This is a genomic window from Massilia genomosp. 1, assembly GCF_011682185.1.
Lineage (GTDB): Bacteria > Pseudomonadota > Gammaproteobacteria > Burkholderiales > Burkholderiaceae_D > Telluria_A > Telluria_A rubra.
Genome location: NZ_WHJF01000001.1, coordinates 72,405 through 96,661 on the forward strand (window position 1 = coordinate 72,405; position 24,257 = coordinate 96,661).

A 24,257-nucleotide genomic window follows, 5' to 3' on the forward strand; every position below is an offset into this window, starting at 1 on the left:
GGTCGCTTTCATGGATCGGGTTGATGGTGAATGACTGCTATTTTTTCTTCGACAGCATATAAATCCCCGCCAGTACCATCGCGGTGCCGCCCAGTTGCACGGCGGTGATCGGCTCTTTCAAAACCAGCGCGCCGAGGAACAGGGTCGAGACGGGGCCGATCATGCCGGCCTGCGAAGCGGTGGAGGCGCCGATGCGCTGCACCGCGATCATGGTCATGAAGACCGGCAGCACGGTGCAAAAAATCCCGTTGGCCAGCGAGTACCAGTACACCGCCGCCGGCTGCACCAGCATCGAGGCGGGCCGCAGCACGAAGAACTGGCCGATGCACACCGCGCTCGAGACGCACATCGCATACGCCACCAGGCGCAGGGAGCCGATGCGGCGCACCATCTCGCCCGACATCAACAGGTAGAGCGCATACGACAGCGCCGAACCGAGTACCAGCAGCGCGCCGATGCTTGTGCTGCCGGCGCCGCCCCGCAGGTCATGCACGAACACCAGCACGATGCCGCAGTAAGACACGAGCAGCGCCAGCCACTCGATGCGGCTGATGTGGCGCTTGAGGAACACCGAGGTAATGAGCAGGACAAACGTCGGCGTGAGGAACAGGATCAGGCGTTCCAGCCCGACCGAGATGAATTGCAGGCCGAGGAAGTCGAGAAAACTGGAGAGGTAGTAGCCAACCACGCCCAGCAACACCAGGCGCCAGCGGTCGGCCACCGGCAGCGGCGCTTCGCTGCGCATCTTCCAGATGGCGACGGCGGCGAACACCGGCAGCGAGAACAGCATGCGGAACGCGAGCACGGTGACGGCGTCGACATGGTAGCGGTACATCAGCTTGGCCAGCACCGCCTTGGTCGAAAACAGCACCGCGCCCGCGATGGCCAGCGTCAGGCCGGCCATCAGGGCCGGGCGCGGGGTCGGGTGGGCGGCGGTGGCCGTTGCGCTTTTGTTCATGCAGCGATTGTAGAACGAAACGCGCAAACTGGCTGGAGGCCGGCGGATTTTGACAAGGCCGCTATGGTAAAATGTCGGCCATCGATGCATACCGTCTAAGGAAATTTCGACATGGCTGGACACAGCAAATGGGCCAATATCAAGCACAAGAAGGCCGCCACCGACGCCAAGCGCGGCAAGATCTGGACCCGATTGATCAAGGAAATCACCGTCGGCGCGCGCATGGGCGGCCCCGACATCGCCACCAACCCGCGCCTGCGCCTGGCGGTGGACAAGGCGGCTGACGCCAATATGCCGAAAGAGAACGTCACGCGCGCCATCTTGCGCGGCTCGGGCGGACTCGAAGGCGTGAACTACGAAGAGGTGCGCTACGAAGGCTACGGCATCGGCGGCGCGGCCATCATCGTCGACTGCATGACCGACAACCGCGTACGCACGGTGGCCGAAGTGCGGCACGCCTTCAACAAACACGGCGGCAACATGGGCGCCGAAGGCTCGGTCGCGTTCATGTTCAAGCACTGCGGCCAGTTCCTGTTCGCGCCCGGCGTGGATGAAGACAAGTTGATGGAAGCGGCCCTGGAGGCCGGCGCCGACGACGTGGTGGCCGACGAAGAAGGCGGCTTCGAAGTACTGTGCGATCCGTTCGCTTTCGCGGCCGTGAAAGAAGCATTGGAAGCTGCCGGCTTCAAGGCCGAAGTGGCCGAGATCATCATGAAGCCGTCCACCGAAACCGTGATCGGCGGCGAAGACGGCATCAAGATGCAAAAAATTCTCGACGCGCTCGAGAACCTCGACGATGTGCAGGAAGTCTATACCAACGTCCTGATCGAAGATTAAGCTCCTATGAAAATCCTGGTAGTCGGCTCTGGCGGCCGTGAACATGCACTGGCCTGGAAACTGGCCCAATCCGAACGTATCCAGATGGTCTACGTCGCCCCCGGCAATGGCGGTACGGCGCGCGACATCCGCCTCGTCAACGTCGACCTGTCGGACCCGGAGCAACTGGCCGAATTCGTCCAGCGCGAAGGTATCGCCCTGACCGTGGTCGGTCCCGAGACGCCGCTGGCGGCCGGCATCGTCAACCTGTTCCGCGGTCGCGGCCTGAAGATTTTCGGCCCCACCAAAGAAGCGGCGCAGCTCGAAAGCTCGAAGGACTTCGCCAAGGCGTTCATGCAGCGTCACGGCATTCCGACGGCGACCTACCAGACGTTTTCGGATGTGGGAGAGGCGCACGCCTACATCGACGCCAACGGCGCGCCGATCGTCATCAAGGCCGACGGCCTGGCTGCCGGCAAAGGCGTGGTCGTCGCCATGACGCTCGAAGAAGCGCACCAGGCGGTCGACCATATGCTCGCTGATAACCGCTTCGGCGACGCCGGCGCGCGCATCGTGATCGAAGAGTTTTTGGCGGGCGAGGAAGCGAGCTTCATCGTCATGTGCGACGGCAAAAACATTTTGCCGCTGGCGACCAGCCAGGATCACAAGCGCTTGAAAGACGCCGACGAAGGCCCGAACACGGGCGGCATGGGCGCGTATTCGCCGGCGCCGATCGTCACGCCGGCCATGCACGCGCGCGTGATGCGCGAGATTATCAACCCGACCATCAACGGCATGGCCAAGGACGGCATTGCGTTCACCGGCTTTTTGTACGCGGGCCTGATGATCGACGACAAAGGCAATCCGAAGACGCTGGAATTTAACTGCCGCATGGGCGACCCGGAGACGCAGCCGATCATGGCGCGCCTCAAGAGCGACCTGGTGACGGTGATGGAGCATGCGGTGGGTGGCACGCTCGACACGGTCGAACTGGAATGGGACCGCCGCACGGCGGTGGGCGTGGTGCTGGCCGCTGCCGGCTATCCGGACGACCCGCGCAAGGGCGATGTGATCGACGGCATTCCCGCCGAGACGCCGGAATGCGTGACCTTTCATGCGGGGACCCGGCAGCTTGACGGCAAGCTGGTGACCAACGGTGGCCGCGTGCTGTGCGTGGTGGGCTTGGGCGACAGCGTCAAGATGGCGCAGAAGCAGGCTTACGAAACGGTCGACAAGATCCATTTCAACGGCGCGCAGTTCCGCCGCGATATCGGGTGGCGGGGGTTGAAGCACTAAGCTATTGTTAATATCGACGCAGTTCGCACCGCGTTGACGCCGTCGTCCCCGCGCTAGCTCGTCGTTCCCGCGAAGGCGGGAACCCAAGTTACTCGCTTGGCCGGTAGCTTCGGCGCGAACTTGGATTCCCGCCTGCGCGGGAACGACGTGGCGGTGGCTATATCATAAAACACCGGCACGGTGTACAATTCGTCCTCAATTTTTATTCCCCGATCCCGCTCCCCGATGTCATCCCCCTCCCCTGCGGCCGTCAAGGCCTGGCTACTCGACCTGCAAGCGCGCATCGTGCAATCGCTCGAAGAAGCCGACGGCAAGCCCTTCCTGCGCGAAGAATGGCAGCGTCCAGAGGGCGGCGGCGGCATCTCGCGCCTGATCGAGGAAGGCAATGTCCTGGAGCGCGGCGGCGTCAATTTTTCGCACGTGATGGGCGCCAACCTGCCGCCTTCGGCCGCGGCGTCGCGTCCCGAACTGGCCGGCCGCGCCTGGGAAGCGATGGGCGTGTCGCTGGTAGTCCACCCGCGCAATCCGTACGCGCCGACGGTTCACATGAACGTGCGCTTCTTCACCGCCACCGCGCCGGGGGAAGAACCGGTATGGTGGTTCGGCGGCGGCATGGACCTGACGCCCTACTACGGCGACGAAGGCGATACGCGCCACTTCCACCAGACCTGCCACGACGCCCTGGCGCCCTTCGGCAGTACCCTGCACGCGCGCTTCAAGCACTGGTGCGACGATTACTTTTACCTGAAACACCGCAAGGAGCCGCGCGGCGTGGGCGGGATTTTCTTCGACGACTTCAACGAAGCCGGGTTCGAGCTCTCGTACGCGATGACGCAAAGCGTGGGCGACTCCTTCGTCAAGGCCTACCTGCCGATCCTGATGGCCCGCAAGGACACGCCGTACGGCGAGCGCGAACGCGACTTCCAGGCCTACCGGCGCGGGCGCTATGTCGAATTTAACCTGGTGTGGGACCGCGGCACCCTGTTCGGCCTGCAGTCGGGCGGACGCACCGAAGCGATCCTGATGTCGATGCCGCCGATCGTCAAGTGGCGCTACGACTGGCATCCGGAAGCCGGCAGCGCCGAAGCGACGCTGTACAGCGACTTCCTGGTCCATCGCGACTGGCTTCTTACGTGACCTTCTGCGTCGCACTGCTGGGAGGCAGTTTCGACCCGGTCCATAACGGTCATGTGGCGCTGGCCACCTTGTTTGCCACCCTGCTCGAACCGGACCAGTTGCGCATCCTGCCGGCCGGCAGTCCGTGGCAAAAAAGCGGCTTGCAGGCGCGCGACGCCGACCGCATCGCCATGCTGCGCCTGGCCTTCGCCGGCGCGCCGCATGCTGTCACGCTGGACCTGCAGGAAATCGAACGCGGCACGCCGACCTACACCATCGACACCTTGCGCAGCGTACGCGCCGAACTCGGGCCGCACGCATCGATCGTATTCCTGATGGGGTCCGACCAGTTGCAGCAACTCGACAGCTGGCGCGCATGGCGGCAGCTGTTCGAACTGGCCCATATCGGCGTGGCTGCGCGCCCTGGATTTTCGATGGCCGATGCGGCATTGCCGGCGGCCGTCGCCGAAGAACTCACCATGCGCCGGGGCAGCCTGGCGCAATTGCGTAACACCCCGTCCGGCAGGGCTTACCTGGCCGAGACGCTGGATGTGGACATCTCCGCCACCCAGATTCGTGCGGCATTACAACGGGGCGAGAAGGCAAACTCGCTTATCTCCCCGGTAGTGCTAGACTATATTCAACAACATAATTTATACGAAATCTAATGGATATTAAAAAACTGCAGACCCTCGTCGTCGACGCCCTCGAAGACGTGAAGGGCCAGGACATTACCGTGTTCGATACCGTTCACCTGACCAGCCTCTTTGACCGCATCGCCGTCGTTTCCGGCACCTCCAACCGTCAGACCAAGGCGCTGGCCGCCTCCGTGCGCGACAAGGTCAAGGCAGCCGGCGGCGACGTGATCGGCATCGAAGGCGAAGACACCGGCGAATGGGTCCTGGTCGATCTGGGCGACATGATCGTCCACATCATGCAGCCGGCGATCCGCCAGTACTACCGTCTCGAAGAAATCTGGGGCGACAAGCCGGTCAAGCTCGGCGCGGCCAAGCGCAAGGGCACCGTGGAAGCGGCCGAAGCGGCCGAAGTCAAGCCGAAGTCGAAGCACCTGGCCTCGACCCAGGAAGCGCCTGAAGTCAAGCCGGTCAACGAACGCAAACCAGCCGCCAAAAAAGCCGCCGCCGCCAAGACCACAGCCGCCGCCAAAAAAGCGCCAGCCAAAAAAGCCGCGTCGAAAGCCGTCGGCAAAGTGGTCAAGGTCGCCGCGACCAAGACCGAAGAAGCCGCCGTCAAGGCCCTCAAGGCACTGCCGCCGAAACGCGCCGCCGCCGTCAAGGCCCCGAAAGCCCCTGCCGACGCCGTGCCGGTCAAGAAAGTCATCAAGCGCGTCGCCAAAAAAGACGCAGAGTAAGCATCGATGCAGCTCATGATCGCTGCGGTCGGCCACAAAATGCCCGCCTGGATCGAGACCGGCTTTTCCGAGTACACGAAGCGCATGCCGCCTGAATTGCGCATCGTGCTCAAGGAAATCAAGCCGGTCGAACGTTCCGGCAGCAAGACGGCGGCCACCGCCATGGCGCTCGAACGCGAGCGCATCGAAGCGGTCCTGCCCAAGAACGCACGCATCATCGCGTTGGATGAACGCGGCAAGGACCTGACCAGCGTGGGCCTGTCCCAACAGCTGATGCAGTGGCAGCAGGACGGGCGCGACACCGTCTTCCTGATCGGCGGGGCCGACGGCCTCGATCCCGAACTCAAGGCGCGCGCCGAGGGGCTGATCCGTATTTCCAGCATGACGCTCCCGCACGGCATCGTGCGTGTTATGCTTGCCGAGCAGTTGTATAGGGCGTGGTCGATCACGCAGAATCACCCTTATCATCGCGTCTGACAAAAGGGAATGCGGAATCCGATGAAACCGATCGACAGAAAAATCTACCTTGCCTCGAAAAGCCCGCGCCGGCGCGAATTGCTGCGCCAGATCGGCGTGGAATTCGAGCTGCTCACCTTGCGCAACGATACGCCGCGCGGCCCGGACGTGACGGAAGTGGTACACCCGGGCGAAGCGGCCATCGACTACGTGGCGCGCGTGGCCAACGAAAAAGCGGCCTTCGGCTGGAACATGGTGCAGAACCGCCGCCTGACCCTGCGTCCGGTGCTGGCGGCCGACACCACCGTCACCATCGACGGCGCCATCCTCGGCAAACCCGGCTCGCCCAACGAGGCAATGGAAATGCTCGAACGCCTGTCGGGCCGCACGCACCAGGTGCTGACCGCCATCGCGGTCCACCACACCGACATGAAGCGCCAGCTCACGCAAGTGTCGCAGGTGCGCTTCGCAAAGCTGTCGGCGGCCTCGATCAAGGCGTACTGCTCCACTCCCGAACCGTACGACAAGGCCGGCGGCTACGGCCTGCAAGGCCTGGCCGCGCTGTTCGTCGAACATATCGAAGGCAGCCATTCGGGCATCGTCGGACTGCCGCTGTTCGAAACCGCGCAGCTGCTGCGCGAAGCGGGCATTCCGCTGGCCTGATGCGCCCTTGTGCGCGCGCCATCGGCTCCCGTCGGCCTCGTCCCTACAACTATCATCTGCACGGCGGCCCTGAACCATGAACGAAGACATCCTGATCAACATCACTCCGCAGGAGACGCGCGTGGCGCTGATCCTGCAAGGCGCCGTGCAGGAACTGCACATCGAGCGCACCCTCACGCGCGGGCTGGCCGGCAACGTCTACTCGGGCAAGGTGGTGCGCGTGCTGCCGGGGATGCAGTCGGCCTTTATCGACATCGGCCTCGAACGCGCGGCCTTTTTGCACGTGGCCGACATCTGGGAAGCGCGCACCCATGAAGGCCCGAGCGTGGCGCCGACCCCGATCGAGAAGATCCTGTTCGACGGCCAGGTGCTGACGGTGCAGGTGATCAAGGACCCGATCGGCACCAAGGGCGCGCGCCTGTCGACCCAGATTTCGATCGCCGGGCGCATGCTGGTATACCTGCCGCAGGACAGCCATATCGGCATCTCGCAAAAGATCGAAAAGGAGTCCGAGCGCGAACTGCTGCGCACGCGCCTTCACAGCCTGCTGCCGGCCGAGGAAAAAGGCGGCTACATCGTGCGCACCATGGCCGAGGAAGCGTCCGACAGCGACCTGGCGGCCGATGTGGACTACCTGCGCAAGACCTGGAGCGCGATCCTGCACGGCGCCAAAACGCGCCCCGCCACCAGCCTGCTGTACCAGGACCTGAGCCTGGCCCAGCGCGTGCTGCGCGACTTCGTGCATGACGAAACGGCCAGCATCCAGGTCGACTCGCGCGAGAACCACGCCATGCTGGTCGAATTTGCCAAGGCCTACACGCCGACGGTGCTCACGCGCCTGCAGCACTACACGGGCGAGCGCCCGCTGTTCGACCTGTACGGCGTGGAAGAAGAGATCCTGCGCGCGCTGGGACGGCGCGTGGACCTCAAGTCGGGCGGCTACCTGATCGTCGACCAGACCGAGGCCATGACGACCATCGATGTGAACACCGGCGGCTTTGTGGGCGGGCGCAATTTTGCCGATACCATTTTCAAGACCAACCTGGAAGCGGCGCATGCGATCGCGCGCCAGCTGCGGCTGCGTAACCTGGGCGGGATCATCATCCTCGACTTCATCGACATGGACAACAACGAGCACCGGCACGCGGTGCTGCAGGAGTTGAAAAAGACCTTGTCGCGCGACCGCACCAAGGTGTCGGTGTCGAATTTTTCGGCGCTGGGACTGGTGGAAATGACGCGCAAGCGCACGCGCGAATCGCTCGCGCACATCCTGTGCGAGCCCTGCCCGGCCTGCGCCGGCAAGGGCCAGGTAAAAACCAGCCGCACGATCTGCTACGAGATCCTGCGCGAGTTGATGCGCGAAGCGAAGCAGTTCAATCCGCGCGAGTTCCGCATCCTGGCCTCGCAGGAAGTGGTGGACCTGTTCCTGGAAGAGGAATCGCAGCACCTGGCGATGCTGGGGGATTTTATCGGCAAGCAGATTTCGCTGCAGGTCGAGACCGCGTATCACCAGGAACAGTATGACGTCATTCTGATGTAGCCGCGCGGGCGGATCATGCTAGCAGATTGAACCGCCGATGCTTTTACCGGTGCGCAGATCGAAACCGAAATAGCAGTTGTAGCCACTGTCCGGCTCGTATGTGCAGGACACCTTGCCCTTGCGCCGCTCGCGGTACCCTGCGGCATCGGTACATGTGCGCTTTTCATCGGGCTGCATCGCATCGAACAACTCTTTTGCGGCGGTGCCTTCGATGCTGATCGCGACTTTACGGTCCGTGCGGGTCGGCGCCTGCTGCTCGCCCAGCGATCCGCCATAAATCAGGTACGCCCCCTTGAGCGGCTTGTACGGGGCTGCCCAGGGCTCTTTATCGCCGGCGCCAGCCTGCGCCGGCACGCCGGCGGCAAGCGCCAGCAAGATCAGGAGATTTTTCATTTTGGCGGGCGCAGTTGTACATGGAAATGATCGTCATGCAGCGCGAGCGCTGACCTGCGTCGATATCTAAAAAAGGGCGGCCAGCGGCCGCCCCTGCGTCAGACCACTTTATTGGCTGCCGCGTCCCAGCCGCCGGACGTATTGCCGCCGGCGCCACCGCCGATTTTTTGCTGGACGTACTTCCACTTCACCTTCGAGAATTTCAGTGCCACGCTTTCGGTCATGATGCTGCCGGCGCCGACGCTCGGCGCCACGTGCCCGACCAGCACGTTTTCCAGCTCGATCTCGTAATACTTGATCCGTTCGCCGGCGCCATCGGCACGCCAGAATTCAAACTTCGCTTTTGGCAGCGTCTTGCCCGAAGCGCAGTTTTGCGCGAGCAGGGGCGAGGCCAGGTCGGCGATTTTGACAAAGCTAATTTCCGACAATTCGGCGCGCTCGGCGGTGTGGCCGCCGGCGGTCGAGGAAGTCGCCGAACGTGGCTGCGAAACAGCCCACGCGACAGATTCGCACTCGATCCAATCCTTGTGCGTGGAATCGGCGGACTCGCCTTTGATGCCGTCGATTTGGAGGTAAACGTCAATAGCCATAAGAGCTCCCGGAAAAAAGGCGAAATCGCCGCCTTTATTATAGCAAGATAATTAATGTTGAATTATTTGGTAACCTGATGATTAACTGTTAAATATGCGCGGGCCGATTGCCACACATGCCGCTGCCCGGTTGCGCGCGGCTGGCGGCAAGCGCCGATAGCGGGCCGCCGCTTGGAGCATCGGGCAGGCGCATGCTATGCTAAAAATTGCAATAACCATAATGATAGCCGGTAAAACGATGACTATCCTGATAAACAACGATTCGCCAATGCGTACATTGACGGCGTCCTTCACGCACCGGCGTGCGCTGGGCATGGCGGCCACGGTACTGCTGTGCGCTTGCCTGATTCCGGCCGCCCATGCGAAAAAATGCACCGAAAAGCAGGCGGACGCCTTCGAAGCCATGGTCGATCACCTCGACAGCTGGGAAAAGGTCGACCAGTTACGCAAACAATACGGTCACTGCGACGATGGCGGTCCTGCCGAACTCCTGTCGGAAGCGATCGCATTGCAGTTGGCGGACCGTTGGGACGCACTGCCCGAACTGGCAAAACTGATCGAGCGCGATCGCGCCCTCAAGCCTTTCGTGCTGGGGCATGTGGATGGCACGCTCAATGACAGAGAGGTGAACAGAATTCAGGAACAGGCAACGTCATCGTGTCCGGCCGGCTTGAAAAAGCTGTGCGCGGACCTGAAAAGAACGGCGGCCGACGCATTCAAATAGCGCCGGCAAATGCACTCCCTTCGACACTATCGGACCACACTAACGACAGGTACATCATGTTCAATCCAGTAGCAAGCGCTTCAGCAACGGGCAGCGCCCTGTCCAAGCAGACGCGCATCGTCGTCGCCGCCCTGCTGTTATGCCTTTCTGCGAGCCCGGCAGTACACGCAAAAAAATGCACCATCAGCCAGGCCAACGCCGCCGAAGATCTGGTCGATCACCTCGATAACTGGGAAAAAATTGCTCAGGCGCGCAAGCGATTCGGTCACTGCGACGATGGCAGCATTGCCGAAGGCATGTCGGAAGCGGTCGCACGTGTGTTGGTGGACCATTGGGACACGCTGCCCACTGCGGCGAAACTGATGGGGCAGGATCGCGCACTGAAACCGTTTGTGATACGCCATCTGAATACCACGCTCAATGGCGAGGACATGGAAAAACTTCAGGCCTTGGCAAGCTCGTCATGTCGCCCGGAATTGAAGCGCCTGTGCGCCGACCTGCATACAGCGGCCGCAGAGGCCCTCAGATAAAAAAACGCTTGCCGAGAATGACTCTCGCGCAAGCGTTTTTGCTGTGCACCGTGGGGCAGCATCTGCCCCGGTGCGGCGAACGGCAGCGACTAGGCCGCCGCCCTCTTAGACAACCTTGTTGAGCGCCGCGTCCCAACCACCAGCCGTATTGCCGCCGGCGCCACCGCCAATTTTTTGCTGGACGTACTTCCACTTCACCTTCGAGAATTTCAAGGCGACGCTTTCGGTCATGACGCTGCCGGCGCTGACGCTCGGCGCCACGTGGCCGATCAGAACGTTGTCCAGTTCGATTTCGTAGTATTTGATACGTTCGCCGGCGCCGTCTGCGCGCCAGAATTCGAGCTTCGCTTTAGGCAGGGTTTTACCCGAAGCGCAGTGTTGCGCGAGCACTGGCGAGGACAGGTCGGCGATCTTGACAAAGCTGATTTCCGACAGTTCTGCGCGCTCGGCGGTGTGACCACCAGCGGTCGAGGAGGTTGCCGAACGTGGCTGCGAGACAGCCCAAGCGACGGATTCGCACTCGATCCAATCCTTGTGGCCCGAATCGGCCGACTCGCCTTTGATGCCGTCGATTTGGAGGTATACGTCAATTGCCATAGTAGTTTCCTAGGTCAGGGCGGAATTGCCTTTCACTATTATAACAAAAACAGCAACGTTGAAATTATGTCTTACCATAAAAATAATTGTTAAATCAAGCGTATGAAAGCGCTCTTGCAGCCTTGGCCTCGCTGAACCGGTCCTCACGCGCGCTCCCGCCGGCCGGCAATGCCGGGATGTGAAGTTTGTTTCAATGATTTTATGCTATGCTGCTGATATTGCAATTACATCAACAATGATGAGAGTAAAACATGCCTGCTTTGGCATTTAATGGCGCCACCCACCTGATTCATCTTTACGATAACGATACAACGCTGATCGGCTCTTGGGAGGCATACAACAACGTGGACAGTCGCGCCACATTGACCCATATTCCCAACCACAGCTATATGATGCAAGACAGGACCTCACCCAAGCACCACGTCCGGGATGCGAACGGAATGTATGGCTTGCATGGGATCGTCCGCTTCTTCGTGCCAGGCCACCAAGGGATCGGTGTGCATTCCGGCCGGCGTCATTATCGAACCAATCCAGGCCAGAAACATTGGACCAAGGGATGCATTTGCACCACAGACGAAGCAATGGCGGTCATCGTGGAGCATATGCGCAACTCTCCACTGACTGCGGTTCGCGTGGAACACAACTGTGGCACGCATACACACCGCGCACCACGCCGCAACAGGACTGCTCATGCATAAAGCCTCCTTGAAAATTGGCGCCGCACTCATGTTGTGCGCTTTCCTGAGCCCGGCCGCACATGCGAAAAAATGTACCACGGCGCAGGCCGACGCTGCGGAAACGATGGTCGATTATCTTGATAGCTGGGAAAAGATCGAACAGGCGCGCAAGCAATTTGGTCACTGCGACGAAGGCAGCATTGCGGAAGGAATCTCAGAAGCTGTGGCGCGCAGATTGGTGGACAATTGGGACACACTGCCTACGCTGGCGAACTTGATCAAAAAGGATCGGGCACTGAAATCGTTTGTGATGTGGCATTTGAATACAACGTTGGATGGCAGCGACCTGGAAAAAATCCAGGTGCTGGCGACGTCGTCGTGCCAGCCTGGGTTGCAAAAGCTGTGCGCCGATTTGAAACGCGCGGCCACCAAAGGGCTCCGATAAAAAAACGCTTGACGAAGATGACTCTCCCTCAAGCGTTTTTGTTTGCGCCACGGGCAGCGTGTGCTCCTGGCGCATCAAACGGCGGCCAGCGGCCGCCGTTTGATTAAACCACCTTGTTAAGCGCCGCATCCCAACCGCCGGACGTATTGCCGCCAGCGCCGCCACCGATTTTTTGCTGGACGTACTTCCACTTCACTTTCGAGAATTTCAGTGCAACGCTTTCAGTCATGATGCTGCCGGCGCCGACGCTCGGAGCGATGTGCCCGATCAGGACGTTGTCCAGTTCGATCTCGTAGTATTTCACGCGCTCGCCCGTGCCATCGGCACGAAAGAATTCGAACTTCGCTTTGGCCAGGGTTTTACCCGAAGCGCAGTGTTGCGCCAGCACTGGCGAAGCCAGGTCGGCGATTTTGACAAGGCTGATTTCCGACAACTCAGCGCGCTCGGCGGTGTGACCACCGGCGGTCGAGGAAGTGGCCGAACGTGGCTGCGAAATAGCCCAAGCCACCGATTCACACTCGATCCAGTCCTTGTGGGTGGAATCGGCGGACTCGCCTTTTACGCCTTCGATTTGGAGGTATACGTCAATTGCCATAATGATCTCTATCTGTGCAAGGCGAAAGTGCCTTCACTATTATAACAAAAGCACCAACGCTTGAATTATTTCTTGCTATTGGAATAATTGCTAAATGCGGCACATGGGAATCCCTGACCGCCTGGATAGCGCATCGGGCGGCCCGCGAGGCGTGACGCGCAGCAGGCAAAAAGAGGAAATCCAGGGAATGTCGAGCACTGCTTCAGCGGTCCTATGCCACCCTGTTAAACTTGCAATTTCAATAACATTCATGAAAGCCGGGCATGTCCACTTTGGTATTGAATGGTGCAACTCACCATTCAGCTCTACGATAACGACAAGCATCTTGGCGGATCCTGGCTGGCATATAATAAGGTGCATCGTACCGCCACATTGACCCATATTCCCGACCGCAGCTATACCATCCAGGACAAGGCCAAGCCCTTCCCCCATCCTGCCGATCCCAATGGCTCGCTTGGCAAATATGGGATCATCGGCTTCTTTGTTCCCGGCCACGAAGGCACCAGCGGCACCGACAAGATCCAGGTGCTGGCAAGCTCATCCTGTCCGGCGGACTTGAAGGGACTGTGTACCGACCTGAAAAAAGCCGCAGCAGACGCCTTTACGTAAAAAACGCTTGAGGAGAATGACTCCCCCTCAAGCGTTTTTGCTTGCGCCATGAGCAGCATGTGCGCATGCTGCGGCAAACGGCGGCCAGCGGCCGCCGTGCGTTTATACAACCTTGTTGAGCGCCGCGTCCCAACCACCGGACGTATTGCCGCCAGTGCCGCCACCGATTTTTTGTTGCGTGTATTTCCACTTCACTTTCGAGAATTTCAGTGCAACGCTTTCAGCCATGATGCTGCCGGCGCCGACGCTCGGAGCGATGTGCCCGACCAGTACGTTGTCCAGTTCGATCTCGTAGTATTTCACGCGCTCGCCGGTGCCATCGGCACGGAAGAATTCGAACTTCGCTTTGGCCAGGGTTTTACCCGAAGCGCAGTGTTGCGCCAGCACTGGCGAAGCCAGGTCGGCGATTTTGACAAAGCTGATCTCGGAGAGTTCAGCGCGCTCGGCGGTGTGACCACCAGCGGTCGAGGAAGTGGCCGAACGTGGCTGCGAAATAGCCCAAGCCACCGATTCACACTCGATCCAGTCCTTGTGGGTAGAATCGGCGGACTCGCCTTTTACGCCTTCGATTTGGAGGTATACGTCAATTGCCATAATGATCTCTATATGTGCAAGGCGAAATTGCCTTTTACAATTATAGCAAAATTACCAACGTTAAAATGTTGACTTATTCAAATCTCAATTTTTAACATTCTGAGCCCCGTTTTTGGGTCTATCAGGGCAAGAAACGTCCGCCGTCCATCTTATGTGTTGCGCATATGCTACTGAGCGCACGAGTTCGCCTGATACGATCCGCTGACACGTGGCCTTCACGTGGCAGGCCGGGTGCGCTGTCTGCCCCGTGCATTTGTTCCATCCTCAGCGGAGGTAACCATGTTCTTCAGATTGATCAGCGCGGCGACGCTTGCCAGTTGCGCCGCAGCAGCCCAAGCCGGCCCCATCGAATTCCACTTCAGCTACACGGGGTTTTACGACAAGGTGAGCAACCAGTTCGATCCGGCGGCTTTGATCGCAGGCAGTTTTATCGCCGATGACCTGAACGGCGACGGCTTGTTTGCCAAGGAAGAACTGCTTTCGTTCAAACACAATGGTTCGAACGATTACATCGGTTGCGGCGTCGGCGACCAGTACTTCTGGAAATGCAGCATCGAGCGCTTCGGCTACCGCGTCGGCGGGCCGCTGAAGTTTTCCAGCACCTGGGCGCAATCGGATATCGCCTACCAGATCACCAGCTCGACCATCACCGGCGAAGAATACGTCTACAACTACCGCAGCGGCAACCACGTCGATAGCCGCGGCCTGCTCTGGACCGACCAGACCCGCTTCGCGATCAAGGCCCTCAATGCGGTGCCGGAGCCGTTCTCGCTGGCGCTGATGGCGATCGGCGCCGCCGGCCTGGGCGTGGCGCGCTGGCGCCGCCGCACACGCTGATGCGCGGCATGGCGCGCAGGCCGTGTCAGCTTTCGACGTCGACGCCCTGGATGGCGCCGTCTTCGGCAAACTTGACCGCGACTACGTAGTTGGTCAGGTCTTCGCCAAAGGTAAAATCGAACATCGCAAACGAGGCATCCGACTCGTCCGGCATCGGATGCAGGCCCACATGGCTCAGGTGCAGGGTCGCCAGCATGCGCTCCTCGACCGGCAGCGCGGGGTCGGTGCCCTCGATCAGCGTGGCCAGTTGCTCGGGCGAGAACTCTTCCAGGTGATGATCGATATAGGTGTCCCTGACCACGCCCCCGGCGTGGAAGTCGGCCACGCAGGCGGCATGCGCACGCGCGATCTTGCTGTCGAGCTGCTCCATGAAGCCGCTAACACGGTCGAGCACGGCCGGATCGAGGTCCTTGACCGCGGAAAACTCGGTAAAGCCATCCTCTCCGGGAAATGCATTGAAGAAAGCGAGTGACAGGTCGATTTCCCGTCCATCGACCAGATATGTGGCTTCGTTGTATTCCTCAGGCAATGCCAGATTGATGGCGCCGAAGTGGGGGATGATTTTTTCCATGTTGATTCTCAATTGACCAGAGCTTGCTATTTTATCAGCCGGGTGACATCGCGCCGCAAAGCCCGCGCCGCCGCGTGGCAACACCTGTCCACCGTCGGGAAGACCATGCATGCCGGTTTTTCGTGCATGATTGCCGGATAAGCTCAAGCCTGCCACACGCCGTAGCCGGCCTCGCGCAAGCCGATGCCCAGTTCGACTTCCATGTCGGCCGCGCCCGCATAAGGCATCGGGTTGTAGACCGCGTACAGTTCCGGCAGCAGGCGCAGCCCGTACTGGCGCACGAACTTGTTGGCCTGGATGCCCGCCTTGTGCTTGTCGAAGCGCAGGTCGACGCTCAAGCCCGTCATGCCCACGTACACGCACGGTTTGCCGCTCACATAATCCGGATTGGACTTCCTGAAACGCGGCTCGTACAGCACGTCCTTCGACAGCTCGATGACATACACACTGTGGTGGTAGCGCCGCCCCATCGGCGCCTACGGCGGCGTGGCGTTGCGGCCGAGCGGGCCGATGTCGGCGCTGCCCAGCACGCGCTTGCGCGCGCCGCTGCGCACCACGGCCAGCATGGCCTGTCCCATCTGGCGCGTGGTCAGCACGTGCCTGGGCATGGCGGCGCGCAGCAGCGGCAGCACGGGCTTCATCAGCGCATAGAAAATGCGGTAGGCGGGGGTCTTGGACTGGATGCCGTCGAGCGGCTCGATCATCCCCGGCCTGAAAATGTACACGCCGCGAAACGGCAGCGCCAGCAGCGCGTTTTCGGTCTTGCCGCGCACGCGCTCCCACATGGTGGCGCTCGTTTCGCTGCTGTCGGCGCCGGCGCCGGACACATACACGAACACCATGCGCGGATTTGTCGCGACCAGCGCATTGGCCGCCGCCAGGGTCAGGTCGCAGGTCAGGCGCGTGTAGTCGGCCTCGCTCATGCGCGACGACGTCACGCCCACGCAAAAGAAGCAGGCATCGATATCGTCGAGCTGCGCGGACACGGTGGCGTAATTGAACAGGTCGGCATGCACCACGTCGCGCAGCTTGGGGTGGCGCTGCCCGGTCGGGGTGCGGCCGATCGCGACGACCTGCTCCACATCGGCCGCCTGCAGGCATTCGCGCAGCACGCCCTGCCCGACCATGCCGGTGGCGCCAAATATCAGAACTCTCACGTGGTCTTTCTCCTTGCCGCGCAGGGGCGCGTCAGGACGATATGATAGGCCTTATCGCGTGCGCACGCAGGCCGGCGAACCGGGTTCGGGGACGCCGCCGCTTGAAGGCTCGCCTTGCATCATCGTGCCGGCAGGGCCGACGGAAAAAACAGTTGCTGCCCGTTCGGGCGGAAGGCGGCGATCCGGGCCTGCCCTTCGCCGGAGGTGATCCAGTCGATCAACTGATGCGCCGCGCGCTCGTTGATGCCCGGATGGCGCGCCGGATTGACCGCGATGATCCCGTACGGATTGAACATCCTCGGGTCGCCCTGCACCAGGATCGCCAGCGCGGCCTTGTCCTTGAAGGTGGCGTAGGTGGCGCGGTCGGTCAGGGTGCAGGCTTGCAGCTCGGCCGCCATGCCCAGCACTTGCGCCATGCCCTGCCCGGCCGACAGGTAACGCGGCGGCGGCGGGCGTACGCCGGCCGCTTTCCAGTAGCTCTTTTCCATCTGGTCGGTGCCGGAATTGTCGCCCCGCGAAACGAAGCGCACCTCGCTCGACGCCAGCCGGCGCAGGGCGGCGACGATATCCGAGCCGCCTTTGATGTCGGCCTTGTCGGACGGCGGGCAGACCAGCACAAAGTCGTTGTACATCACGTCGCGCCGCTTGATGCCATGACCCTCGGCCACGAAGGTGTCTTCGGCGGCGCGCGCATGCACCAGGGTGACATCGACATCGCCATTTTTCGCCAGTTCCAGCGCCTTGCCGCTGCCGACGGCAATGACCTGCACTTTTGTGCCCGTCTTTGCCTCGAACACCGGCAGCAGCCAGGCCAGCAGGCCGGAATTGTCGGTGCTGGTGGTGGTGGACAGGCGCAGCACCTGCTCGCCCGCCGAAGCGAGCGGCCAGGCGATGCCCAAGCAGAGGGCGAATGCGGTTTTCCAGGTCATTTGTATTCGAGCTTTCCATCACGTAGTTTAAGCCGTTGCACGCCGGGCATGCCGATCAGGTCACGGTCGTGGCACGCCGTGAGCACCGCGCCGCCGCCGGCCGTCAGGGCGGCAATGAGCGATATCACCTGTTCGCGCGCGGCGCCATCGAGGTTGGCGGTCGGTTCGTCGAGCAGCAGCAGGGAAGGCCGCAGCACCGACGCGCGCGCCAGCGCCACGCGCTGCACCTCGCCGCCCGACAGGCGGGCCGGATCGCTGTCCCGCAGGTGTGCGACGCCGGCCCATGCCATGGCCTGCGCCACCGCCTGCGCCACCTGCGCCCGCGGCACGCCGCGCGCGCGCAGCCCGTAGCCGATGTTGGCCGCCACGCTGCTCGACAACATCACCGGATGCTGATGCACGTACACGATCGCCGCGCGCAACGCCGGCGGATACGGCGACAATGCCGCCGCCCGCCCCTGCCAGGTCAGGCCGGACGCCTCGCCCGGCTCCAGCCCGGCCAGCACGCGCAGCAAGGTACTCTTGCCGGCGCCGTTGATCCCGGTAAGCACGTAAGCGCGGCCCGCGTCGAGCGCAAAGGCGTCCAGGTCGAACAGCACGCGCGCGCCGTGCGCCTTGCGCAGCCTGTCGATGCGCAGCAAGCTCATTGGCGTGCTCCGGCGGCGCGCGTGTCGCCCTGCAGCAGCATCAGCGCGCCGTTCATGAGCAGCGCCAGCGCCACCAGCACGATGCCGAGCGCGATGCCCTGCGCGAACTCGCCCTTGCTCGTTTCGAGCGCGATGGCGGTGGTGATGGTGCGCGTCTCGCCGGCGATATTGCCGCCAACCATGAGCGCGCAGCCCACTTCCGACAACACCCGCCCGAAGCCGCTGATCAGCGCCGCCATGACGCCGAAACGCGCTTCGCGCAGCACCGTACACATGGTGCGCCAGCGCGACGCGCCCAGGGCGATCGCCGTTTCGGCGTAGCGCGCATCGAGCGCCTGCACCGCCGCCAGGGTGAAGGCGACCAGCACCGGGGTGGCGATGATGCACTGCCCGAGCACGACGCCCGGCTGCGAAAACAGCCAGTGCAGCGAACCCCAGGGGCCGTGGCGCGACAGCAGCAGGTACAGCAGCAGGCCAATGAGCACCGTCGGCAGCGACAGGCTGGCCTGCACCAGCCAGATCGCGACGCGGCGCGCGGGAAAGCGGTAGCTGGCGATCGCATACCCGAGCAGCACCGCCGGCGCGCTTGCCAGCAGCAGCCCAAGCACGCTGGTCTTGAGCGAGACCCACACGATGCCCCACAGCGCGGCGTCGCCCGACAGCAGCAGTGCAAACGCGGCGTGCGTGGCGTCAAGCAGCGACATCAGGACGCGGGCGGCTCGAAGTCCAGGCGCTCATGGCCGGTCAGCAGCAAAAAGTGCTTGCCGCTGCAGCGCGCCAGCAGCGCCATGCCGATCTTTCCGGCCACCATATGGCCCATCTGGGTGGTGCCGGAGCGCGACAGCAGGAACGGGATGCCCATCTGCGCGCCCTTGATCACCATCTCGGACGTCAGGCGGCCGGTCGTGTAGAACACCTTGTCGCCCCCGGCCACGCCGTCGAGCCACATGCGCCCGGCGATGGCGTCGACCGCGTTGTGGCGGCCCACGTCTTCCACAAAATACAGCAGCTCGCCCGCGTTCGAGAACAGCGCGCAGCCATGCACCGAGCCGGCCTGCTTGTAGATCGATTGCTGCGTGCGGATGGTGTCGACGATGCGGTACACGGTCGATTGCGCCAGGCGCGCATGCGGCGGCAGCACGATCCGGTCGATGTCGTCCATCAGGCCACCGAACACCGAACCCTGGCCGCAGCCGGTGGTGACCACCTTTTTGGCGGTGCGCGCCTCGACGTCGGCGATGCCGGAACGGGTGAGCACGGCCACCGCATCGACCGACCAGTCGACCTGCACCGAGACGATGTCGGCCACCGCTTGCACCAGGCGCTGGTTGCGCAGATAGCCCAAGGTGAGCGCTTCCGGGGCGCTGCCCAAGGTCATCAAGGTCACCAGCTCGCGCTTGTCCACGTACACTGTCAGCGCCCGCTCGGCCGGAATGGCGATGGTCGAGCGGCGTCCCCGTTCATCGAGCACGTCCACTTCGTGGGTGAGCGGTGCGCGGGCGTCGCTCAGGCGCGGCAAGGTCATGCTGCGGGCATCCCGGCGAGCAGCTGGCCGCCGCCGAAGCTGCCCTGCGGCTCGACCACCCCGCCCAAGGTCACCCGGATGGCGCAGTATTTGAACTCGGGGATCTTGCCGAACGGGTCGAGCGCGGCGTTGGTGAGGCGGTTGATGGCCGCTTCGTAGTAACAGAAAGGCACGAAGATCGCGCCGCGCGGCGAACTGTCGTCGGCGCGCGCGTAAAGAACCACCTGGCCGCGGCGCGAAGCGATCGTCACCACGTCGCCCGGTTTGCCGCCCAGCGCCGCCAGGTCGAGCGGATGGACCAGCGCCACCGGATCGGGTTCGATCGCGTCCAGCACCGCCGTGCGGCGCGTCATGCTGCCGGTGTGCCAGTGTTCGAGCTGGCGTCCGGTAATGAGCACCATCGGATACGCGTCATCGGGGCGCTCGTCGGCCGGGATGATATCGGCCGGTACAAAACGCGCGCGCCCGGATTCGCGCGGAAACTGCCCGCTAAAGACCACCGGCTGGCCCGGATCGCCCTCCTTCGTGCATGGGTAAGTGACGGCGTGCTCGCGTTCCAGCCTGTCCCAGGTGATCCCGCCGATGCTCGGCATGATGCGGCGCATCTCGTCGAACACTTCCGAGACGTGCCCGTATTGCCAGTCCAGGCCCAGGCGCTGCGCCATCTGCCCGATAATCCACAGATCTTGCCTGGCCTGGCCGGGCGGGTCGATCGCCTGGCGCCCGATCTGCACCAGGCGGTCGGTATTGGTGAAGCTGCCCGTCTTTTCGGGAAACGCGCTGGCCGGCAAAATCACGTCGGCCAGGTACGCGGTCTCGGTCAGGAAAATATCCTGCACCACCAGGTGCTCGAGCGCGGCGAGCGAGGCGCGCGCGTGGTTGGCATCGGGGTCGGACATGGCCGGGTTTTCGCCCATGATGTACATGCCGCGGATCTCGCCACGCGGAATGGCGTGCATGATTTCGACCACCGTCAGGCCGGGTGTGGAGTCGAGCGGCATGCCCCAGGCCTGCTCGAATTTGGCCAGCGCTTGCGGATTGTCCACGCGCTGGTAATCGGGGAACATCATCGGGATCAGGCCCGCGTCGGACGCGCCCTGCACGTTGTTCTGGCCGCGCAGCGGATGCAGGCCGGTGCCGGGGCGCCCGATCTGGCCGGTCATCAGGGCCAGCGCGATCAGGCAGCGCGCGTTGTCGGTGCCGTGGATGTGCTGCGAAATGCCCATGCCCCACAGGATCATCGACGCTTTCGAGGTGGCGTACAGGCGCGCCACGTAGCCGATGGTGTCGGCGTCGACGCCGCAGATGGGCGCCATCAGTTCCGGGCTGTAGCCGGCCACATTCTGTTCCAGTTCGGCGTAGCCGATGGTGCGGCTGGCGATGAAGTCCTGGTCGACCAGGCCTTCGGCCACGATCACATGCATCATCGCGTTGAGCAGGGCCACGTCGGTATCGGGCTTGAACTGCAGGTAGCGGTGCGCGCTGCGCGCCAGGTCCGAGCGGCGCGGGTCGCACACCACCAGCTTGGTGCCGTTCCTGATCGCGTTCTTGATCCAGGTGGCCGCCACCGGATGGTTCACGGTCGGGTTGGCGCCGATGACGATCACCACCTCGGCCAGGGTCACGTCCATCACCGGGTTCGATACCGCGCCCGAGCCGATTCCTTCCAGCAGCGCCGCGACCGACGAGGCGTGGCACAGGCGCGTGCAGTGATCGACGTTGTTGCTGCCAAAGCCGGTGCGCACCAGCTTCTGGAACAGGTAGGCTTCTTCGTTGCTGCCCTTGGCCGAGCCGAAGCCGGCCAGCGCGCGCTTGCCGTGCGTATCGCGGATGCGCGCCAGCGCGCCGCCGGCGGCGTCGAGCGCCTCGTCCCAGCTCGCTTCGCGGAACACGTCGAGCACGCGCGCCGGGTCCATGGAAAATTCGCCGCTCTTGGGCGCGTCGAGACGGCGGATCAGCGGCACCGTCAGGCGCTGCGGATGGTGCGCGTAATCGAAGCCGTAGCGGCCCTTGACGCACAGGCGTTCGCGGTTGGCCGGGCCGTCGCGTCCCTCGACGAACAGGATCTTGTTGTCCTTGATGTTGTAAGTCAGCTGGCAGCCCACGCCGCAGTACGGGCAGACCGACTCGACCTGCTTGTCCGGCACCGCCAGGGCGGCGTCGCGCGCAGGGCTCAAGGCGCCGGTCGGGCAAGCCTGCACGCATTCGCCGCAGCCGACGCAGGTGGAGTCGCCCATCGCATCGTCCATGTCGAACACGATTTTTGCGTGCTCGCCGCGCCAGGCCAGGCCGATCACGTCGTTGACCTGCTCGTCGCGGCAGGCGCGCACGCAACGCGTGCAGGCGATGCAGGCGTCGAGATTGACGGTAATGGCCGCGTGGGAAGCGTCGCGCGCCGGCTGGCTGCGCGCGGCGAAGCGCGGCTGGCCAAGGGCCAGCTTGCGCGCCCAGAAATCGACTTCGTTGTGGCGCGTGTAAGCGCGTTCGGGCATATCCGACTGCAGCAGTTCGAGCACCATTTTTTGCGCGGCCACGGCGCGCGCGCTGTTGGTTGTGACCTTCATGCCGGCGGCCGGATGGCGGCAGCAGGACGGCGCCAGCACGCGCTCGCCGTCGATCTCCACCATGCATGCGCGGCAGTTGCCGGCCGTGTCCATGCCCGGTTTATAGCACAGGCGCGCAATCTCGATGCCTTCGCGCGCGGCCACCTCGATCAGGGTTTCATGGGCAAAGGCGGCTACCCGCCGGCCGTTGATTTCGAACTCCACGGGCGCGCCCCGCAAGGCCGCTTGCTTGTTCCTGCCGATCGCATTCATGGCTGCACCAGTTCATGAGAAAAGTACTTGACGACGCAATCGACCGGATTGGGCGCGGCCTGGCCGAGGCCGCAGATGGAAGCGTCGCGCATCACCTGCGACAGCTCGGCCAGGAGCGGCGTGTCCCATTGCGCTTGCCCGATCAGCGCCAGCGCCTTGGCGGTGCCGACCCGGCACGGCGTACACTGGCCGCACGATTCGTCCTTGAAGAAGCGCATCGTGTTGCGCGCGGCGGCCACCGCCGAATCCTGGTCCGACAGCACCACCACGGCGGCCGAGCCGATGAAGCAGCCGTACGGCTGCAAGGTGTCGAAGTCGAGCGGGATCGCGCCCAGCGCGGCCGGCAGGATGCCGCCCGAGGCGCCGCCCGGCAGGTAGCCGTAGAACTGGTGGCCGGGCGCCATGCCGCCGCAGTATTCGTCGATCAGCTCCTGCACGGTGATGCCGGCCGGCGCCAGCTTGACACCCGGTTCGCGCACCCGGCCCGAGACCGAAAACGAGCGCAAGCCCTTGCGCCCGTGGCGGCCCTGGGCGCTGTACCAGGCGGCGCCGTGCTCCATGATGGCGCGCACCCAGTGCAGGGTTTCGAAGTTGTGCTGCAGGGTTGGCAAGCCAAACAGGCCGACCTGGGCCACGTACGGAGGGCGCAGGCGCGGCATGCCGCGTTTGCCCTCGATCGATTCGATCATCGCCGATTCTTCGCCGCAGATGTAGGCGCCGGCGCCACGGCGCAGGATGAACTCGGGCATGGGGGTGAACGGCGGGTCGGCGCGCAGGCGCGCCAGTTCGGTCGCGAGCATCGCGCGGCAGCCGTGGTATTCGTCGCGCAGGTAGATATAGATGGTGTCGACGCCAGCCACCCAGGCCGCCACCAGCGCGCCTTCGAGGAAACGGTGCGGGTCGCGTTCGAGGTAATAGCGGTCCTTGAAGGTGCCCGGCTCGCCCTCGTCGATATTGATCGCCATCAGGCGCGGTCCCGGCTCGCCGCGCACGATGCGCCATTTGCGCCCGGTCGGAAAACCGGCGCCGCCGAGGCCGCGCAGGCTCGACTCCTCCATGGTGGCGATCAGCGTGTCGGCATCGCGCTGGCCGTCGTGGCAGGCACGCGCCAGGACGTAACCGCCGGCGCTGCGGTAGCTGTCGTAATCGATGTAGCCGCTCGGTTCATGGGTAGTGTGGCCGTGGCTCACTGCGGCGGCCACCGAGTCGCAGCTGGCGTGGGCGAGCGGGTGCTGGCCGACCACCGCCGCCGGCGCCTGCTCGCAGCGGCCGATGCAGGGCGCGGCGAGCACGCGCACGCCAGCGCCGACGATGGCGGGCAGGCGCTCGAGCAGGTCGCGCGCGCCGGCCATCTCGCACGAGAGGCCGTTGCAGACGCGCACCGTCAAGGCCGGGGGCGCGCTCCCGCCCTCGCGCACGACGTCGAAATGGTGGTAGAAGGTGGCCACTTCATAGACTTCGGCCTGGGCCAGCTTCATTTCCTGCGCCAGCGCCGCCAGGTGCGCGTGCGACAGGCAGCCGAAGGCATCCTGGATTGTGTGCAAGTGCTCGATGAGCAGGTCGCGCTGGCGCGATTGCGCGCCGAGCAAGGCCTGCACTTCCAGCAAGGCGTGCGGATCGACGCGCCGGCCCTTGGGCGCCTCGCGCTTGCGCTGGCGGCTGCTGGCCTGGGGCACGATCGGAATGACGGGATGGTTCATGGAAGATCCTGAAAGCAGCCACGCTGGCTGACGATGACGACTTCACATCATACCCTTGCCAGCATCACATTTCACCTCCCACTGCGGTGTCAGGTCTGACATTC

29 protein-coding genes are annotated in these 24,257 nt (G+C 63.2%); 14 read left to right on the plus strand and 15 right to left on the minus strand.

Going from position 1 to position 24,257, the window contains the following annotated elements:
• Positions 1-37: 37 nt before the first annotated feature.
• Positions 38-958, minus strand: coding sequence for a DMT family transporter (locus F1735_RS00310; RefSeq protein ID WP_167235056.1), 921 nt, complete (start codon positions 956-958; stop codon positions 38-40).
• Between the two features lie 111 nt (positions 959-1,069).
• Between F1735_RS00310 and F1735_RS00315 the strand changes: the two genes are divergently transcribed.
• The 8 genes from F1735_RS00315 to rng all read left to right on the plus strand — a co-directional run bounded on the left by F1735_RS00315 (position 1,070) and on the right by rng (position 8,217).
• Positions 1,070-1,795 (plus strand): YebC/PmpR family DNA-binding transcriptional regulator, encoded by a 726-nt coding sequence (locus F1735_RS00315; RefSeq protein ID WP_166889885.1) that lies wholly within the window; start codon positions 1,070-1,072, stop codon positions 1,793-1,795.
• Between the two features lie 6 nt (positions 1,796-1,801).
• Positions 1,802-3,070, plus strand: a complete 1,269-nt coding sequence (gene purD / locus F1735_RS00320; protein WP_167235057.1) for a phosphoribosylamine--glycine ligase — start codon at positions 1,802-1,804, stop codon at positions 3,068-3,070.
• Positions 3,071-3,295: 225 nt separating this feature from the next.
• The gene (gene hemF, locus F1735_RS00325) at positions 3,296-4,207 is read left to right on the plus strand and encodes an oxygen-dependent coproporphyrinogen oxidase (protein ID WP_167235058.1); all 912 of its coding nucleotides are present in this window, start codon (positions 3,296-3,298) and stop codon (positions 4,205-4,207) included.
• Positions 4,204-4,854 (plus strand): nicotinate-nucleotide adenylyltransferase, encoded by a 651-nt coding sequence (locus tag F1735_RS00330; RefSeq protein ID WP_167235059.1) that lies wholly within the window; start codon positions 4,204-4,206, stop codon positions 4,852-4,854. Before hemF ends, F1735_RS00330 begins: the two co-directional genes overlap by 4 nt.
• Positions 4,854-5,558 carry a ribosome silencing factor gene (rsfS, locus tag F1735_RS00335; RefSeq protein ID WP_167220823.1) on the plus strand — a complete coding sequence of 235 codons (705 nt, stop codon included), beginning with the start codon at positions 4,854-4,856 and terminating at the stop codon, positions 5,556-5,558. Before F1735_RS00330 ends, rsfS begins: the two co-directional genes overlap by 1 nt.
• 6 nt (positions 5,559-5,564) lie before the next feature.
• Positions 5,565-6,035 (plus strand): 23S rRNA (pseudouridine(1915)-N(3))-methyltransferase RlmH, encoded by a 471-nt coding sequence (rlmH, locus tag F1735_RS00340; protein WP_166873557.1) that lies wholly within the window; start codon positions 5,565-5,567, stop codon positions 6,033-6,035.
• A gap of 21 nt (positions 6,036-6,056) precedes the next feature.
• The gene (locus tag F1735_RS00345) at positions 6,057-6,677 is read left to right on the plus strand and encodes a Maf family protein (RefSeq protein ID WP_167235060.1); all 621 of its coding nucleotides are present in this window, start codon (positions 6,057-6,059) and stop codon (positions 6,675-6,677) included.
• Positions 6,678-6,753: 76 nt separating this feature from the next.
• Positions 6,754-8,217 carry a ribonuclease G gene (rng, locus tag F1735_RS00350; RefSeq protein ID WP_167235061.1) on the plus strand — a complete coding sequence of 488 codons (1,464 nt, stop codon included), beginning with the start codon at positions 6,754-6,756 and terminating at the stop codon, positions 8,215-8,217.
• 18 nt (positions 8,218-8,235) lie between these two features.
• Here the strand turns inward: rng and F1735_RS00355 are convergent, their stop codons facing one another.
• Positions 8,236-8,610, minus strand: coding sequence for a hypothetical protein (locus F1735_RS00355; protein WP_167235062.1), 375 nt, complete (start codon positions 8,608-8,610; stop codon positions 8,236-8,238).
• Between the two features lie 98 nt (positions 8,611-8,708).
• Complete coding sequence (locus F1735_RS00360; RefSeq protein ID WP_167220819.1) at positions 8,709-9,200, minus strand: Hcp family type VI secretion system effector; 492 nt, start codon at positions 9,198-9,200, stop codon at positions 8,709-8,711.
• A 196-nt stretch (positions 9,201-9,396) separates the two neighbouring features.
• Between F1735_RS00360 and F1735_RS00365 the strand changes: the two genes are divergently transcribed.
• Together F1735_RS00365 and F1735_RS00370 are read left to right on the plus strand one after the other, a co-directional pair.
• A complete protein-coding gene (locus F1735_RS00365; protein ID WP_167235063.1) occupies positions 9,397-9,924 on the plus strand; it encodes a hypothetical protein in 528 nt (175 codons plus the stop codon).
• Between the two features lie 56 nt (positions 9,925-9,980).
• The gene (locus F1735_RS00370; RefSeq protein WP_167235064.1) at positions 9,981-10,454 is read left to right on the plus strand and encodes a hypothetical protein; all 474 of its coding nucleotides are present in this window, start codon (positions 9,981-9,983) and stop codon (positions 10,452-10,454) included.
• 105 nt (positions 10,455-10,559) lie between these two features.
• Here F1735_RS00370 and F1735_RS00375 read toward each other — a convergent pair whose 3' ends face one another.
• A complete protein-coding gene (locus F1735_RS00375; RefSeq protein ID WP_167235065.1) occupies positions 10,560-11,051 on the minus strand; it encodes an Hcp family type VI secretion system effector in 492 nt (163 codons plus the stop codon).
• Positions 11,052-11,302: 251 nt separating this feature from the next.
• Between F1735_RS00375 and F1735_RS00380 the strand changes: the two genes are divergently transcribed.
• The gene (locus tag F1735_RS00380; RefSeq protein ID WP_167235066.1) at positions 11,303-11,749 is read left to right on the plus strand and encodes a hypothetical protein; all 447 of its coding nucleotides are present in this window, start codon (positions 11,303-11,305) and stop codon (positions 11,747-11,749) included.
• Positions 11,742-12,173 (plus strand): hypothetical protein, encoded by a 432-nt coding sequence (locus F1735_RS00385; protein ID WP_167235067.1) that lies wholly within the window; start codon positions 11,742-11,744, stop codon positions 12,171-12,173. The genes F1735_RS00380 and F1735_RS00385 overlap by 8 nt, the downstream gene beginning before the upstream one ends.
• Before the next feature lie 103 nt (positions 12,174-12,276).
• Here F1735_RS00385 and F1735_RS00390 read toward each other — a convergent pair whose 3' ends face one another.
• Complete coding sequence (locus tag F1735_RS00390) at positions 12,277-12,768, minus strand: Hcp family type VI secretion system effector (protein WP_167235068.1); 492 nt, start codon at positions 12,766-12,768, stop codon at positions 12,277-12,279.
• 282 nt (positions 12,769-13,050) lie between these two features.
• Between F1735_RS00390 and F1735_RS00395 the strand changes: the two genes are divergently transcribed.
• On the plus strand, positions 13,051-13,377 hold the full coding sequence (locus F1735_RS00395; protein WP_167235069.1) for a hypothetical protein: 327 nt from the start codon (positions 13,051-13,053) through the stop codon (positions 13,375-13,377).
• A 102-nt stretch (positions 13,378-13,479) separates the two neighbouring features.
• Here F1735_RS00395 and F1735_RS00400 read toward each other — a convergent pair whose 3' ends face one another.
• A complete protein-coding gene (locus F1735_RS00400; RefSeq protein WP_167074267.1) occupies positions 13,480-13,971 on the minus strand; it encodes an Hcp family type VI secretion system effector in 492 nt (163 codons plus the stop codon).
• Between the two features lie 279 nt (positions 13,972-14,250).
• Between F1735_RS00400 and F1735_RS00405 the strand changes: the two genes are divergently transcribed.
• Positions 14,251-14,808, plus strand: a complete 558-nt coding sequence (locus F1735_RS00405; RefSeq protein WP_167235070.1) for a PEP-CTERM sorting domain-containing protein — start codon at positions 14,251-14,253, stop codon at positions 14,806-14,808.
• Between the two features lie 25 nt (positions 14,809-14,833).
• Here the strand turns inward: F1735_RS00405 and F1735_RS00410 are convergent, their stop codons facing one another.
• The 9 genes from F1735_RS00410 to F1735_RS00450 all read right to left on the minus strand — a co-directional run bounded on the left by F1735_RS00410 (position 14,834) and on the right by F1735_RS00450 (position 24,153).
• Positions 14,834-15,379 (minus strand): DUF2004 domain-containing protein, encoded by a 546-nt coding sequence (locus F1735_RS00410; RefSeq protein WP_167235071.1) that lies wholly within the window; start codon positions 15,377-15,379, stop codon positions 14,834-14,836.
• 143 nt (positions 15,380-15,522) lie between these two features.
• Positions 15,523-15,849, minus strand: a complete 327-nt coding sequence (locus F1735_RS00415; RefSeq protein ID WP_167235072.1) for a hypothetical protein — start codon at positions 15,847-15,849, stop codon at positions 15,523-15,525.
• A 6-nt stretch (positions 15,850-15,855) separates the two neighbouring features.
• Complete coding sequence (locus F1735_RS00420; protein ID WP_167235073.1) at positions 15,856-16,536, minus strand: NAD(P)H-binding protein; 681 nt, start codon at positions 16,534-16,536, stop codon at positions 15,856-15,858.
• Positions 16,537-16,655: 119 nt separating this feature from the next.
• Complete coding sequence (locus F1735_RS00425; protein ID WP_167235074.1) at positions 16,656-17,465, minus strand: substrate-binding domain-containing protein; 810 nt, start codon at positions 17,463-17,465, stop codon at positions 16,656-16,658.
• Positions 17,462-18,112 carry an ABC transporter ATP-binding protein gene (locus F1735_RS00430; RefSeq protein ID WP_167235075.1) on the minus strand — a complete coding sequence of 217 codons (651 nt, stop codon included), beginning with the start codon at positions 18,110-18,112 and terminating at the stop codon, positions 17,462-17,464. Before F1735_RS00430 ends, F1735_RS00425 begins: the two co-directional genes overlap by 4 nt.
• Positions 18,109-18,816 carry an ABC transporter permease gene (locus F1735_RS00435; protein ID WP_167235076.1) on the minus strand — a complete coding sequence of 236 codons (708 nt, stop codon included), beginning with the start codon at positions 18,814-18,816 and terminating at the stop codon, positions 18,109-18,111. Before F1735_RS00435 ends, F1735_RS00430 begins: the two co-directional genes overlap by 4 nt.
• Positions 18,816-19,637 carry a formate dehydrogenase accessory sulfurtransferase FdhD gene (locus F1735_RS00440; RefSeq protein WP_167235077.1) on the minus strand — a complete coding sequence of 274 codons (822 nt, stop codon included), beginning with the start codon at positions 19,635-19,637 and terminating at the stop codon, positions 18,816-18,818. The genes F1735_RS00435 and F1735_RS00440 overlap by 1 nt, the downstream gene beginning before the upstream one ends.
• Positions 19,634-22,453, minus strand: a complete 2,820-nt coding sequence (gene fdhF / locus F1735_RS00445) for a formate dehydrogenase subunit alpha (protein ID WP_167235078.1) — start codon at positions 22,451-22,453, stop codon at positions 19,634-19,636. Before fdhF ends, F1735_RS00440 begins: the two co-directional genes overlap by 4 nt.
• Positions 22,450-24,153 (minus strand): NADH-ubiquinone oxidoreductase-F iron-sulfur binding region domain-containing protein, encoded by a 1,704-nt coding sequence (locus F1735_RS00450; RefSeq protein ID WP_167235079.1) that lies wholly within the window; start codon positions 24,151-24,153, stop codon positions 22,450-22,452. Before F1735_RS00450 ends, fdhF begins: the two co-directional genes overlap by 4 nt.
• Between the last annotated feature and the right edge of the window lie 104 nt (positions 24,154-24,257).

Coding starts and splice junctions, on each gene's coding strand:
- F1735_RS00310 (WP_167235056.1), bottom strand. CDS start 958: ATGAACAAAAGCGCAACGGCCACCGCCGCCCACCCGACCCCGCGCCCG.
- F1735_RS00315 (WP_166889885.1), top strand. CDS start 1,070: ATGGCTGGACACAGCAAATGGGCCAATATCAAGCACAAGAAGGCCGCC.
- purD (WP_167235057.1), top strand. CDS start 1,802: ATGAAAATCCTGGTAGTCGGCTCTGGCGGCCGTGAACATGCACTGGCC.
- hemF (WP_167235058.1), top strand. CDS start 3,296: ATGTCATCCCCCTCCCCTGCGGCCGTCAAGGCCTGGCTACTCGACCTG.
- rsfS (WP_167220823.1), top strand. CDS start 4,854: ATGGATATTAAAAAACTGCAGACCCTCGTCGTCGACGCCCTCGAAGAC.
- rlmH (WP_166873557.1), top strand. CDS start 5,565: ATGCAGCTCATGATCGCTGCGGTCGGCCACAAAATGCCCGCCTGGATC.
- F1735_RS00345 (WP_167235060.1), top strand. CDS start 6,057: ATGAAACCGATCGACAGAAAAATCTACCTTGCCTCGAAAAGCCCGCGC.
- rng (WP_167235061.1), top strand. CDS start 6,754: ATGAACGAAGACATCCTGATCAACATCACTCCGCAGGAGACGCGCGTG.
- F1735_RS00355 (WP_167235062.1), bottom strand. CDS start 8,610: ATGAAAAATCTCCTGATCTTGCTGGCGCTTGCCGCCGGCGTGCCGGCG.
- F1735_RS00360 (WP_167220819.1), bottom strand. CDS start 9,200: ATGGCTATTGACGTTTACCTCCAAATCGACGGCATCAAAGGCGAGTCC.
- F1735_RS00365 (WP_167235063.1), top strand. CDS start 9,397: ATGCTAAAAATTGCAATAACCATAATGATAGCCGGTAAAACGATGACT.
- F1735_RS00370 (WP_167235064.1), top strand. CDS start 9,981: ATGTTCAATCCAGTAGCAAGCGCTTCAGCAACGGGCAGCGCCCTGTCC.
- F1735_RS00375 (WP_167235065.1), bottom strand. CDS start 11,051: ATGGCAATTGACGTATACCTCCAAATCGACGGCATCAAAGGCGAGTCG.
- F1735_RS00380 (WP_167235066.1), top strand. CDS start 11,303: ATGCCTGCTTTGGCATTTAATGGCGCCACCCACCTGATTCATCTTTAC.
- F1735_RS00385 (WP_167235067.1), top strand. CDS start 11,742: ATGCATAAAGCCTCCTTGAAAATTGGCGCCGCACTCATGTTGTGCGCT.
- F1735_RS00390 (WP_167235068.1), bottom strand. CDS start 12,768: ATGGCAATTGACGTATACCTCCAAATCGAAGGCGTAAAAGGCGAGTCC.
- F1735_RS00395 (WP_167235069.1), top strand. CDS start 13,051: ATGGTGCAACTCACCATTCAGCTCTACGATAACGACAAGCATCTTGGC.
- F1735_RS00400 (WP_167074267.1), bottom strand. CDS start 13,971: ATGGCAATTGACGTATACCTCCAAATCGAAGGCGTAAAAGGCGAGTCC.
- F1735_RS00405 (WP_167235070.1), top strand. CDS start 14,251: ATGTTCTTCAGATTGATCAGCGCGGCGACGCTTGCCAGTTGCGCCGCA.
- F1735_RS00410 (WP_167235071.1), bottom strand. CDS start 15,379: ATGGAAAAAATCATCCCCCACTTCGGCGCCATCAATCTGGCATTGCCT.
- F1735_RS00415 (WP_167235072.1), bottom strand. CDS start 15,849: ATGGGGCGGCGCTACCACCACAGTGTGTATGTCATCGAGCTGTCGAAG.
- F1735_RS00425 (WP_167235074.1), bottom strand. CDS start 17,465: ATGACCTGGAAAACCGCATTCGCCCTCTGCTTGGGCATCGCCTGGCCG.
- F1735_RS00430 (WP_167235075.1), bottom strand. CDS start 18,112: ATGAGCTTGCTGCGCATCGACAGGCTGCGCAAGGCGCACGGCGCGCGC.
- F1735_RS00435 (WP_167235076.1), bottom strand. CDS start 18,816: ATGTCGCTGCTTGACGCCACGCACGCCGCGTTTGCACTGCTGCTGTCG.
- F1735_RS00440 (WP_167235077.1), bottom strand. CDS start 19,637: ATGACCTTGCCGCGCCTGAGCGACGCCCGCGCACCGCTCACCCACGAA.
- fdhF (WP_167235078.1), bottom strand. CDS start 22,453: ATGAATGCGATCGGCAGGAACAAGCAAGCGGCCTTGCGGGGCGCGCCC.
- F1735_RS00450 (WP_167235079.1), bottom strand. CDS start 24,153: ATGAACCATCCCGTCATTCCGATCGTGCCCCAGGCCAGCAGCCGCCAG.